Source organism: Rhodococcus sp. DMU1 (assembly GCF_012272955.1).
GTDB classification, from domain to species: Bacteria; Actinomycetota; Actinomycetes; order Mycobacteriales; family Mycobacteriaceae; genus Rhodococcus; species Rhodococcus aetherivorans.
Map to the genome: position 1 here is coordinate 80,954 of NZ_CP050952.1, position 13,132 is coordinate 94,085.

General features: G+C 64.7%; 8 protein-coding genes. 3 read left to right on the top strand and 5 right to left on the bottom strand.

The window, feature by feature from the left end; translation table 11 throughout:
* Positions 1 to 117 precede the first annotated feature (117 nt).
* From HFP48_RS00380 to HFP48_RS00395, 4 genes are all read right to left on the bottom strand, one after another.
* Positions 118 to 1,284, bottom strand: a complete 1,167-nt coding sequence (locus HFP48_RS00380) for a CoA transferase (RefSeq protein ID WP_006942122.1) — start codon at positions 1,282 to 1,284, stop codon at positions 118 to 120.
* A 1-nt stretch (position 1,285) separates the two neighbouring features.
* On the bottom strand, positions 1,286 to 2,395 hold the full coding sequence (locus tag HFP48_RS00385; protein ID WP_246872492.1) for a zinc-binding dehydrogenase: 1,110 nt from the start codon (positions 2,393 to 2,395) through the stop codon (positions 1,286 to 1,288).
* 62 nt (positions 2,396 to 2,457) lie between these two features.
* Entirely contained in the window at positions 2,458 to 3,972 is a 1,515-nt protein-coding gene (locus HFP48_RS00390; protein ID WP_168578843.1) for an aldehyde dehydrogenase, read from the bottom strand.
* 118 nt (positions 3,973 to 4,090) lie between these two features.
* On the bottom strand, positions 4,091 to 5,461 hold the full coding sequence (locus HFP48_RS00395; protein WP_168578844.1) for an MmgE/PrpD family protein: 1,371 nt from the start codon (positions 5,459 to 5,461) through the stop codon (positions 4,091 to 4,093).
* Between the two features lie 547 nt (positions 5,462 to 6,008).
* Here HFP48_RS00395 and HFP48_RS00400 point away from each other — a divergent pair.
* The 3 genes from HFP48_RS00400 (at position 6,009) to HFP48_RS00410 (ending at position 9,410) form a co-directional block, all read left to right on the top strand.
* On the top strand, positions 6,009 to 7,295 hold the full coding sequence (locus HFP48_RS00400; protein WP_006942118.1) for an MFS transporter: 1,287 nt from the start codon (positions 6,009 to 6,011) through the stop codon (positions 7,293 to 7,295).
* A gap of 9 nt (positions 7,296 to 7,304) precedes the next feature.
* Positions 7,305 to 8,051, top strand: coding sequence for a GntR family transcriptional regulator (locus HFP48_RS00405; RefSeq protein ID WP_050034286.1), 747 nt, complete (start codon positions 7,305 to 7,307; stop codon positions 8,049 to 8,051).
* 96 nt (positions 8,052 to 8,147) lie between these two features.
* Positions 8,148 to 9,410: an MFS transporter gene (locus HFP48_RS00410; protein ID WP_144414981.1), complete on the top strand. Its 1,263-nt coding sequence runs from the start codon at positions 8,148 to 8,150 to the stop codon at positions 9,408 to 9,410.
* Positions 9,411 to 9,415: 5 nt separating this feature from the next.
* Here HFP48_RS00410 and HFP48_RS00415 read toward each other — a convergent pair whose 3' ends face one another.
* Entirely contained in the window at positions 9,416 to 12,880 is a 3,465-nt protein-coding gene (locus HFP48_RS00415; RefSeq protein ID WP_168578845.1) for a serine/threonine-protein kinase, read from the bottom strand.
* Between the last annotated feature and the right edge of the window lie 252 nt (positions 12,881 to 13,132).

Sequence of the window (13,132 nt, forward strand, 5' to 3'; positions counted from 1 at the left end):
CGGCGCCGGAGTTGGGCGACCGATGGACGTCTGTCACCGCAGCACGACGGACCCGATACGGATGTGGGCCCTGTCGCGGTGGTGCTGGTGTCCCCGCCATCCATGTCGGCGGGCGCCTCAGGCCGTGGTCGGTTCCACCTCAGCAAGCAGTTCGTCGTTGTGGGCGCCGAGCTGGGGCGCCGAGTCGGTGCGTGGCTCCTCGTAGGTGTCGGTCAGGAACGGTGTCCGGATCATCCTTCGGCGACCGGCATACGGATCGTCGATCTCGAGGAACATGCGACGCGCGTCAAGGTGAGGGCACCGGTAGAGCTCGTCCACGGTCTGGGTTTCCCCGGCGGGAAGCCCATGGGCGGCGAAACGTTCGACGATCTCGCGGCGGGTGCGCGACCGTGTCCACCGTTCGACTTCGGGGCGGATCACCGATGCAAAGTTCTCGGCCCGGTGAACGACGGTGTCCAACAGTGGATGGTCGAGCAGGTCGGTCCGCTCGATTGCCACACACAGCCGCCGCCACATTTCGTGGGTGGGCAGAATCAGTGCAACATAACCATCCTCGGCCTCGAGGGCACCGAGTGGAGAGTAGCGATCCACCCCGCGCACTCGATGCTCGCCCGTGAAATCCCACAGCATCAGTTCGCGTTCGAGCAGGGACGCCACGGAGTCGTACATGCTCTGATCGACGAACGCGCCCACACCGGTATTCTGACGTCCCTGTAGAGCGGCGAGCACGCTGACGGTGGCGTGGACCGCGGTGAAGACGTCCGCGAAACCGGTCACCGTCGGCAGCGGCGGGCCCCCGGGTTCTCCGGTCACCGACATCAATCCGCCGACTGCCTGGATGGCGGTGTCGAAGGCCGGCCGTTCGGCAAATTCACCTCGATGCGTCCGCAACCGTCCGTAGCCGCTGATGGCGCAGTAGATCAGGCGTGGATTGGCCTCCTTGAGCGCTTCGTATCCGACTCCCATACGGTCGACGGCACCGGGACGGAGGTTTTCCACGACTACGTCCGCGGTCGCCGCAAGGGTCCGGTATCGGGCTCGGTCGCCTTCTGTGCTCAAGTCCAGCGTGACGGACTTCTTGTTGCGGTTGTAGCTCAGGAACCCGCCGCTCATAGATCCGGTCTCGGTCTGCTCGAGCGGATCGTAGATTCTGCGCGGATCGCCGCCGTCGGGCTTCTCGATCTTGATGACCTCCGCGCCCAGGTCGGCCAGCATCATCGCACAGTAGGGGGCGGCGATGTACTGGCCCATCTCGAGCACCCGAATGCCGTCGAGGGGCCTCACGTCAGATTCCTTCGGTTGCGTGCGGGACGAGAATCGGCTTGATGTCCTCCTGTGCCCGCATCCGCGTCAGTGCCTCGGTCGCCTGGTCGAGCCGGTACCGGTTCGGGACCAGTGCGCCGAAGTCGTACTTACCATGTGTGTTCTTCATGAAGTCGAGAGCCTTGCGATATTCGGCGATGTGCCCGGACCAGGTTCCCATGATGGTCAGCTGCTGTCGGGTGATGAAGCCGGGCCGGACCGGGACTTCCTTGCCTGGACCGTCGATCTGGCCGGTGACCATGTAGCGGCCGCCCTCCTTGATCATTCCCAGACCTTCTGGGAACGCGGTGCGTGCGCCGGAGAACTCGAAGACGACTTCGGCGCCGTGCCCGCCGAGCAATTCGCGGACCGCGGCGACCCGGTCTTCGGGTTCGGGATGTTCGGCGACAGAGACGAGGTCGGTTGCCCCGTACTGCTTGGCAATGGCAAGGCGGGTATCGGGAGCGCCGACGGTGATGATTCGTCCGGCGCCGAGATGATCGGCGAGGGCGGTAGCGAACAGGCCGAGCGGGCCCGCTCCCTGGATAACGACGGTTTCCCAGGGATTCATCTTGCCGATGCGTTCGAAAGAGTGCACAACTGTGCGCAGTGCGCAGCTGGCCGCCGATGCCCAAGAGGTTTCCACCTCGTCCGGCACGCGCACTCGTCCCGAATTGGGGAAGACATAGGCGTACTCGGCGAAGCCGCCGACCAGGTACGGGGGACGCTCGCAGTTGGTGAACATGTAGTACTGCCGGTTGGTGCACAGGGTGGGCTGGTTGTCGAACCGGCAGTGGTCACATTGGTTGCATGAAGCGTGGGTGAAGCAGATGCGATCGCCGATTTCGAGCGGTGTCCCGAAGGTGTCTCGCTCGGCGCCGTCACCGAATGCGATCACCCGCCCGACCATTTCGTGTCCGGGAATGACGGGTAGGTCCAGCGCCTGGCTGCCGCCGAGGGAGCCGTCCCATAGGTGCAGGTCCGAGCCGCACACCGTCGCTGCTTCGATACGGACCAGGAGTGCGCCCGGTTCCAGGGTCTGGGGTACCGGAATTTCGCGTATCTCGAGCGGCTCACTGTGCTTGGTGAGCACCGCCGCCTGGCTGGTCTTGGGGATGTCGAATGTGGTGGTCATCAGTTTCTGCTCCTGTTGGTTCAGCCGAGCTTGAACGGGTCACGGCTTTCACCGGTGAGTTCGACCCAGATGGATTTGGTCTGCAGATACGCGTCGAGGCCTTCGATGCCGTTTTCGCGGCCGATTCCGCTCTGCCCGAAGCCGCCGTACGGGACGTTGTTGGCGAGCACACGGTAGGAGTTGATCCAAATCGTGCCGGCATTGAGCCGGTGCGCCACGCGGTGCGCGCGTTGGACGTCCTTCGTCCACACCGCCGCGGCGAGTCCGTAGGTCGTGTCGTTGCCGAGTTGGACCGCCTCTTCTTCCGAGGTGAAGGTGATGACCGACAGCACGGGTCCGAAGATTTCTTCCCGTGCCACGCGCATCGAATTGTCGACGCCGCTGAGGATGGTGGGCTGGAAGAAGTACCCGTCGGCCAGTTCGGTGTCCTGCGGACGCTCTCCGCCGCACACCACTGTGGCTCCTTCGTCGACTCCGAGGTCGACGTAGTAGCGGACCTTCTCGAGTTGCTCGGCGAAGGCGATGGGGCCCATCTCGGTTTCGATGTCGAGCGGATCCCCCATCTTGATCTGGGGTGCGCGTCGTGCGAGTCGCTCGACGACGGTATCGCGGATCGATTCGTGGACCAGCAAACGGCTTCCGGCGATGCAGGTCTGGCCGGTGGCGGCGAAGATTCCTGCCATCACCCCGTTGACGGCCGCATCGATGTCGGCGTCGGGGAAGATGATGTTGGGGGACTTGCCGCCGAGTTCGAGGGTGACCTCTGCGATGTGGTCGGCGGCGCTCTTCATGACCGCGATTCCGGTGGCAGTGGAGCCGGTGAAGGTGACTTTGTCCACGCCGGGTTCGGCGGTCAGTGCGGCTCCTGTGTTCCCCGCGCCGGTGACGACGTTGAACACTCCGGGCGGGAATCCGGCTTCATCGACGAGCTCGGCGAATTCGAGGGTCGACGTCGGCGTCTGCTCTGCGGGCTTGGCGACAAATGTGCAGCCGGCGGCCAAGGCGGGCGCGAGCTTGCTCGCCAGCAGGAACAGAGGGCTGTTCCAGGGAAGGATCGCGGCGACCACGCCGACTGGCTCGCGGCGAGTGTAGGTGAAGAAGTTCGTCTGGGGCGCGGAGATGGTGTCACCGAAGATCTTGTCGGCAGCGCCGGCGAAGAACTCGTAGGTCGCCGGCAATCCGGCCATCTGGCCGCGCGTCTCGCGGATGACCTTGCCGTTGTCGGTGGTCTCGATACGCGCGAGCTCGTCTGCGTGGGGCTCGATCAGCGCCGCCAGTCTACGGATCAGGGCGCCTCGCTGCGCCGCGGACATCGATCCCCACGGCCCGGACAGCGCGCGTCGCGCGGCCGCGACAGCATTCTTGACATCTTCCGGTCCGGCGAGTGGGGCAGTGGCCCAGGCCCGCCCGTTGTAGGGGTTGACGGTCTCGAAAATCTCACCGGAGATGGCGTCGACCCATTCGCCGTCGATGTACATCTTTCGGTGTTGGAGTTCGCTGTTTCGCCGTTCGGCGATGGCGACGTTCTCGGTCATAGTGCTCTTTCTCGTTTCTCGGCCGGATCGAGTGCCCGGCACTGTTGAATTGGGAGCGTCGGTTTCGGGTTTCGATGTACCCCGCATGTCGAGGGGGACGCCTGGAAAAGAGCTGTCCTCACGTTCTGACGGAGATACCCGCCAAAGTCGCACGGATCAACGGGTCGATGGACGGCGCGTCGGGCAACGTGGCCACGCTGTCGATCAAGGTTTCCAGTTCCTTTGTGGACAGCGGAATTTCGTCTGCGATGCGTTCGGCATTGCGTACGACGCCGTCGGTGTCCCACGACAGCATCGCATCGGAGTCCTCGATGGCGTCTTGGACCGCGGTCCCGTCGACCAGGCCCACAGTGGCGTGTGCGGTTTTCGCCGGGCGTGCCGACTCGGCGACGAGGTCGATCTTGCCGATGAGGTCGAGCACCTGCGGATCGGTGAAGTGTTGCAACAGGCCGTAGGTGATGTCGCCGTGGACGAGCCCGGTTGCGAAGGCGAATCTGGCGCTCATCAGTGTCTGTGAGGTACTGGTGAAGGGCCCGCGCGAGGGCATGCCCGGATAGGTTGCCTCGCGTTCGTTCATCTGCAGCCGGATCGATGCGACCTCGTCGGCGTGGAGACCGGACTCGCGCAGCCGCACCGCGAGCATGGCCGGCGCCTGATTGAACGCACACACCGGGTAGGGCTTGAAGGTTACTTCGAGCATGTTCCAGGACCGCCCGAGGTCGCGGGCGATCATTTCCGCTGCCTCACGCGATCGCGAGAAGCAGTCGAGGAATCCCGCTTCGGCTTCGAAAGCGGCCCGCGAGCCCGCAACTCCGGCTTCGGCAAGTTGCGCTGCCATCAGTCCACTCGTCGCCGCAATTCCCGACTGGAAATGCCATTCGTCTGTTCCGGCACCGAACGATTCCGACGTGCCACCCGAGATCGATGCGGCGATCGCCAGCGCGGAGGTCGTGCGTTCGCCGCTCAGGCCGCGGATTCGTGCGACGGCGGCAGCGGCAGCTACCGGTCCGAACACCGCCGTGGCGCGAAAGGGCGGGGTGGTCAGGTCCGTGAGTGGCTTCGACAGCGCGATGCCCACCTCGTAACCCGCGACGACCGCTGCAAGCAGAGTCCGACCGTCGACAGCGCTGGCCTCTGCTGCCGCCAGAGCGGCGGGTACGACGCTTACGCCTGGATGGAACGTGCCATGTGTGTCCTCCTGCGCCCGGGCATGTAGATGCACTCCGTTGATGAAGGCCGCCGTCGAGGCCGGATGCCACTGGCCGGTCACCAGCGAGCGGGCGTATCCCCGGCGGTTCGGTGGCGAGCTCACTCCGGGGGTAACCTGCTCGGCCCGTCGCCCGAAGCCAGCGGCCGAGCCGGCCATCCCCACCGCCAAAGCGTGGATGAGGCACCCTTTCGCCCGCTCGACGACTGGTAGCGGAAGCGCATCGACCTCCAGATCTGCGGCGAAGACACCGAGTCGTTCGGCGATCGTGCTGCCAGCCATGCGCACATCCCTTCCGTGATTCGTGGACACGTCAGTTGCAGTTCCTGCCGGAGCTGCCCGCGGAAGCGGATCCGACCACCACCGTTTCACAATTTGTCCGTATGACTTGAGACACTATTGCGCAACGATGCGTCTGTCAATCACGACGCGAATCGAACCCGTCCACCTCCTGGATCCGACCACGACGGTCCCGTTATTTGACGGTAATTGCCTGTTCAAGACGTTTCCGTTGTCCAAGTTCCACGTAGCGGCGAACCCGCTCACTCCAAGGGGTTGACGCAAGCGTCGACCATGACTACCTTCCAATCATCCGTACAACTGTGGCTCATCTCACTGTGGGCCGCCAGGGCGGAGGATCATGGGCGCGCCAGAAACACCATCAGATTCGCGCAGGACCAAATTCACGTCGTGGCGAAAGAAGTCCACGACGCTTCCCGAGGAGACCTCGATGACGAACCCACCCCCCGTATTGCCGTCACCCCCCACCACTCCGGGAGAGGCGCCGACGACTGATGCGCTGACCTCATCGGGGACGCTGGCACCCCGGGTGTCTCGACGCGTCGCCGTCGCCGCGGGCATCGGCCACTTCCTCGAGTGGTTCGACTTCGCGGTGTACGGGTTTCTGGCCGCGACCATCGGACAGCTGTTCTTTCCGTCCGGCAACGCCACGACGTCGCTGTTGGCCTCCCTCGCCGTTTTCGGCGTCGCGTTCCTCTTTCGTCCGCTCGGCGGGCTGCTGATAGGGGCTTTCGGCGATCGTGCCGGTCGCCGCGCGGCGCTCTCGTTCGCGATTGTCGTCATGGGCATCTGCACGATCGGCATCGGCGTCCTGCCGACGTACGCCACAATCGGCGTCGCTGCTCCCGCTCTTCTGGTGCTCCTTCGGTGTGCCCAAGGTTTCTCTGCGGGTGGCGAATACGCGGGCGCGGCTGCCTTCCTCGTCGAATATGCACCGGCCCGCCGGCGCGGGCTGTGGAGCAGTGTGGTCTCCGCCGGCGCCGGCATCGGGGTCATGGCCGGGGGTGCGGTGACCTTGCTGTTGACGGCCCTGCTGTCCGACGACCAGATGACGAGCTGGGGGTGGCGTGTCCCCTTCCTCGTCGCCGGCCCACTGGCCGTCCTGGGTCTCTACGTCCGGCTCCGGCTCGAGGACACTCCCGTGTTCCAGGAGCTCCAGCGCGCTCACGAGGTCGAGCATGCCCCGCTGCGCAACGCCGGTAAGCACAGTCGATCCGGAATCCTGTTGGTGTTCGTCTGCACCGCGGTGACCGGCCTCGGTTTCTACTACCTCGCAACCTTCGTGGTCACCTTCCTCAGTGTCGAGGTCCACATGGCCAAGACCTCCGCCCTCGAACTCGCGGTGCTCGGATTGCTCATCTACTCACTCATGTGCCCCGTCGCAGGCATGATCGGCGACCGCATCGGCCGCCGACGCACGATGCTGCTCGGCGCCGTCGGCATTGCTCTGACCGCGGTCCCCTGCTTCGCGCTGCTCTCGACCGGCACCTGGTACCTCGCACTGATCGGTCTGGCAATCCTGGCGGCGTTCGAGGCACTGGCCAATGTCATGCTCGGAGTTCTCATGGTCGAGCTCTTCCCGGCCCGACTGCGGGTGACGGGTAGCTCGATCGGCTTCAACGTCGCGCAGGCTCTCATCGGCGGGCCCGGCCCGTTCATCGCTACCGCCATCGCGGCGGCGGCCGCGCTCATCGTCGCTCCCGCCTTCTATCTGGTCGCGGTTGCAGCGCTGTCGTTCTTGATCCTGCTGCGGTATCTCCCCGAGACTCGCGGAGTGTCGCTGTTCAGTGACGAAGCACCCTCGGTGAGGGACTGACAGGCAGGCATGATTGTGGAGACGCATTCGAATCTGAAGCGTCCCGCGTACCGGCTCGTCGCCGAACAACTTCGGCGGCGAGCCGAACGCGGTGAGTACGCCGTGGGTGACAAGTTGCCTACCGAGGATCAACTTCGGCACACTTTCGGCGTCAGCAGGCACACGATCCGGCAAGCAATCGGACACCTGGTCGAGGTGGGCATGGTGCACCGTGTTCAGGGCAGTGGCACGTATTTGATTGGGTACGAGACGAACTCCGTTCGCTATCAGCGTGCGATCGGATCGCTCGACGAGATCATGAGCTGGCCGGGTACCACCACTCGGCTGCTCGAGCCTTTCCGGCGGGGGGTGAGCGAGCCTGCGATCGCTCGTGACCTCGGCGCGGACATCTCAGATGTCCGCTGTGCCCTCGTCCAACGCTGCTACAACGATGCGCCCTTCGCCCTGACTCGGCACTACATGGTTTCCTCATTGGCGGACAACGTGATCGATCGGGCAGCATGGGAGACCGACAGCACGATCATTCAATCGGCGGAGCGGTTACTGCCCGAGGGCATCGTCTCGGCGACCCAGAGCATCCACGCCACTCGAGCCGAAGAAGCTGAGAGCGAACTGATCGGATGCTCGGTAGGGGACGCCGTCTTGCTCATCGAGCGGCTGTACCACGACGCCGGTGGGCGGCCGGTCGAGTTCACCGCCTCCCGCTTCAATCCCCGCCGCTACAGCTACCGGATGGACCTGCGCCGGCACCGCTGATCGGGACGTCCGCGGTCCGCACTGAGCCACCACGAAGTGGTCGGGGTGGCAATCGATTACACGGTTGACCTACCAGGAACGCACGAAGGAGGCGGTGTGGGTCGAGAGACGAGCACCGATATCGGTTCGATCGACGTCGTCCGGGATCGGTATGTCCCGCCCCGGCGAGTGATTATCATTCTCACCGCCACGGCTGTCACCGCGGTAGGACAGATGTACTCGGTATTGGCGCTGTTACCGCAGATGGCCGCTTCCTTCGATGTCAACCCTGCACAGGTGACGGCGACCTCCACTGTGTTCGGCGTCGCCTATGCTGTCGGGTTCCTCGCGGCGGGGCCGCTGGCGTCGCGATTCGGTTCCCATACCGTGATGTCTGTGGGTCTGTGCACCGCTGCCGTCACCACGCTGCTGGCAGCCCTTCCTTCCACGCTGCTTCTCGAACTGATCGCTCGCGCGGGGCAGGGCTGTGCGGCAGCCGCCTTCGCCCCCGCCGCGTTCACGTATATTGCCGAGAACATCGATCCGCGCCAGCGTCTGCTGGCTTTGAGCTGTTTGACCAGCGGTTTCCTCGGAGCGGCGGCAGTCGTTCCCGTCGCCGCACAGGTGATCGCTGTTGCGGCCGGTTGGCGCGCGGTCTTTGTGCTCGGTGCGGGTGCGCTCGCGGTGGCCGCCGTGGTCGTTGTTGTGTTCGTTCCGAGGGCGCGGGCCATCGGCCACCCCCGTGGTGCGCGGCTGTTCGGGGTCTTGGTGACGATTCTGGGCAGGTGGCGGTTGGTCGCGCTGTTCGGTGCTTCGGCCACATTCCTCGGTGGGTATGTCAGCGTCTTCACCACCATCTCGCTGGTGGGCCCGCCGTCGGTTGCCGGAAATCCCGAGGCCCTGCAGGTGCTGCGCTTGATCACCGTGCCAGCACTTCTCGTCATTCCATTTCTGGGTCGAGTGCTGAGGCGGTGGCGACCGGCCCGCCGGGGCGCGGCGGCGTTGGGTGTGGCGGCGATGTCCGTGGCCGCCGGATCGGTGTCGTCGGACTACCTGATAGGACTGTCGATAGCGGTGTTGCTGCTCGTGGCGGCGATTTCCGCTACGGCGTCAGCCATTGTCGAGTCACTTCTGGTGCAGGTGCGTCCGGAGGAAACGGGCGGTGCAACGGCACTGTACGGATCCTTCACCTTTCTCGGTGCCAGCGCCGGACCAGCCCTCGCCTCGGTGGTCAGTCCTTGGGGTTTCCGGATCGGCATGCTTGCCGCGGCCATCTGGCTCGCCATCGGGGCGGGGTTGATCCTCGTCTCTTCCGCAGGAGCCGGGGCCCGACGATCGATTCAACACGGCACCGAGGGCGCTGTGTCATCCCTGCGGTAGGGAGCTCAGGGCAGGCCGGCATCAGCCGCGAGCGCGGCCGACACGAATTCGTCCGGCAGGTCCGACGACAGCGGCGGATGGCTGGGGGGATGGACGTTGCCGGCGATTTGTCGGAGGGTGTCCATGACGTGTACTCCGCCATCGGCGAGAAACCGCACCAACCCGGCTTTCGCGCATTGGGCTGCTACCCCGGTGAGCAGGCTTCCAGCCTCTTCGCTACGGCCGGATGCGGCGAGGCATCCGGCCAGCAGCCTGCGGGCCCGTAGCTCAGCCCGGTGGCGTTCGCTGCCCGCAAGTCGCTCCGCCCACTCTCCGGCCCACCGGCATGCGAGCTCGGTATTCGCCAGGGATCCGGTTCGCACCAATCGCGTGATGGCCGCCTCCTCCCGGTTCTGCGCGATAACCTCGTCGAGACCGGACACCTGCTCCGCACGTTCGGCGTAGGTGAGATCTGCAGTCTGCGAGGCATCTGAGGATGGTAGGACGAGATCCAGGCGCACCGATTCGTTGACGATGGAGCTGTAGAGCCTCGGCAGTTGCATCTGCATGGAGAATCGTGCTCCCTCGTCCAGTCGTGCAACGGCCGCTGACCGGTCGCCGTGTATCACTTTGATCCGGGCTCCGACGACGTACCGGGCAATCTTCAAGTCGACAGCGCCCGCGTGTGGTCCGAGGTCGTATCCGTCGTCGAGTAGGCGCTCGGCCTCGGCGGTGTGTCCCTGTTCGTACAGAACTTCACCGAGGAGCCCGCCGGCTAACCGAGCGGTGTAGGAGCGTCGACCATCCACTTGCTGAGCGATCTTCATCGCGGTGCGGAAACTCGCTTCCGCCAGCTTCACATCCAGTTGCTCGAAGGCCGCTATACCCACCCAGCAGTGTCCGTGTACCGAGTTGTACGGTCCGTTGTTCCGCTGGTGATACGCTGCGGCCCAGTGCTGAAGGGCATAGGCGGCCCGGTAGTCCGCCCGACAGATCTTGGCGAACGTGGCAACGTTCGCTGCGACGGATACGACCCACGGCCGGAAGTCATCGGGACGATCGAGACACGGACGCACCAAGTCGTCGATTCGCGAGGCTCGGTCTGCACGCAATTCCACGACCGCTCTGATCACCGAGGCTTCGGCACGCAGCGCGGGGGTCTCCGACGCGCTGAGGTGGGTGAGCGCGGTATCGACGCGGTCAAGTGCCTGCAGAGCGGGGCCGGGGTTGTAGAGCAGGATGTTCGACCACGCGGCGGCGAGTTGCAGCCGCGGATTGGACATTGTGCTGTCTGTCGGCAGCTTGTCGACAAGTCCACGCAACGTCGACATCTGCGAATGCTCGAGCAGATACGTCCCGTCGCGTTCGACCAGTTTCACTGCACCGGCTGTATCGCCGGCACGCAGTGCGTGATCGACTGCTTCGCTGAGAAAGCGGTGCTCGGCGAACCAGGTGGATGCGGATCGATGCAACTGCGCCGATCGCCCGGGGAACTCGGTGTCGAGTCGGCCACGCAGGAATTCTGCGAACATGTGGTGGTATCTGAACCAGTGCCCTTCGTCGTCGACTCGGCGCAAGAAAAGGTCACGCGCTTCGATCAGCTCGAGCATCGCCTGACCGCGTCGCACATCGGTCAGGGTCGAGGCCAGGTCGGCGCAGATGCGGTCGGGGATGGCGGTGGCCAGTAGGAATGCGCGCGTATCCGTATCGAGGGAGTCGAGGACGTTCTCGGCGAGGAAATCACCGATCGCGTGGTGGCGGCCCGAGAGGTGGGCAATGAACTGGGCAGGGTCCGCGGACGAGCGCAGAGAAATCGACGCCAGCTGTATGGCGGCGGCCCAGCCGTCGGTCGACCTCGCCAGGTCGGCGATGTCCTCTGTTGCCAGGTCCAGTCCCGAGGCTTCCATGAGGAAGCTGCGTGTTTCATCTTCGTCGAATCGCAATACTGCCGAATCGATCTCGACTAGTTCGTTGCGAACGCGCATCCGGCTCATCGGCAGTCCAGTTTGCGTGCGACTGGTCACGATGATCTGGACGTGGTGGCAACCGTTGTCCAGTAGGTACGTCAGCGTAGCCACACTCGAGGGATCCGAGACCCGATGCCAGTCGTCGAGGACGAGAGCCAGGTGTTGGTCTTGATCGTGCAGTGTGTTGATCAACGTTGTCAGCACGTGTGGGCACGCGCGGTCACCGTGTGCTTCGAAGGTGTCACGTAATTCGGTCGCCAAGGCCGGCAACGCGGTGGTGATGGCTTCGATGAGATGTGCGAGAAACCAGAGAGGATTGTCGTCGTCTCGGTCGATGGTCAGCCATGCGGTGGCAATGCCCTCGTCGGCGAGCTGATGGAGCCACTGTGCCGCTGCGGTGCTCTTTCCGTATCCGGTGGGTGCGTGGATGACGGTCAGGCGTCGCCGTCGATCGGTGTGAAGGGCCTGCATCAGACGGTCCCGGGTGACCAGCGTACGGCTCGGTGGTGGGGGTCGGAATCTGGTGGCGGGTGTTGGGGGTGCAGAGTACCGGCCGGAGGGCATCGGGGTCCGTGAGTGCGGTGCCGGGAATCCGAATCCGAACGCTGGTGAAGTGTAGTCCGGAGCGGCACCTGAGTCTGTCGCGCTCCCTTCGGCGTTGTGGTGGGCGCGGCGTAATTGGTCGGCGAAGTCGGCTGCCGTGCGGGGACGATTGCCGCGATCGCGTGCCATCGCGTGCTCGATCACAGTGCAGACCTCCTCCGGAATCTCTCCATACCAGTCGCGTAGCAGGGAGCCGCTCGGATTGGTGATGCGCCGAAACTGGTCGATCAGAGGCTCTCCGCGGCGCCGCTCGAAGGCCGCGTGCCCGGTGAGCGCGCAGAACAGAGTGGCTCCGAGGCTATAGAGATCGCTCGCCGGGCTGGGGGGACGCCCGAGTAACACGTCGGGGTCGGTGTAGGCGGGTGACCCGGTGACGACACCGGCCGCGGTCTCGAATCCGCCGGCGATGCGCGCGATGCCGAAATCTGTCAGCTGCGGCTCTCCGTAGGTGTCGATCAAGATGTTCGCGGGTTTGACGTCTCGGTGCAGGATGGATTGCTGGTGGGCAGTCTCGAGCGCGTCGGCCACCTTGATACCGAGGTGTAGGACACGGGGCCAGGGGATCGGACCCGACTCGATCAGCGACTGAAGGGAGCCCGGCTCGTGGTACTGCATGACGAGGTACGGGTGACCGGCACCCGTCGTCCCGACGCGATAGATAGTGACAATGTTGGGGTGCCCGGATAAGCGTCCCATTGCTCTTTGCTCACGGAGAAACCGATCCACGCCTTCCGGGTCGTGATAGGTCGTGAGCACCTTGATCGCTACGACGCGATCGAGAGCCCGCTCTTCGCAGCGATAAACCACACCGAAGCCGCCCCGTCCGATCTCGGTGGCGCCCTCGAATCCCTCCGCAGCCAGCTCCGTGGCGATGGCTGCAGTCTGGTCGCGCTGCGTTGCCCCCGGATCGGTCTCGGCCACCTACGACCTCGAACCGGCACCTGGTGCCTTGAATCGGCTCATCACCCACCTCGCGCCTACTGAATCAAGGATAATCTGGTAGCCGACCGAACCGGCCCTGAACGCGTCAATACACGCTCGATGACCGCGATGGTGGCTGAGGAGGGGTCAAGCAGGATTCGCGGCCTCGTCCGCGGCACTACCCGTCATCCCCCACCCTGTGTGGGCGGGTGCGGAGCATCGAATCGAGGGCCGTAACCGTGTCAATCGTTA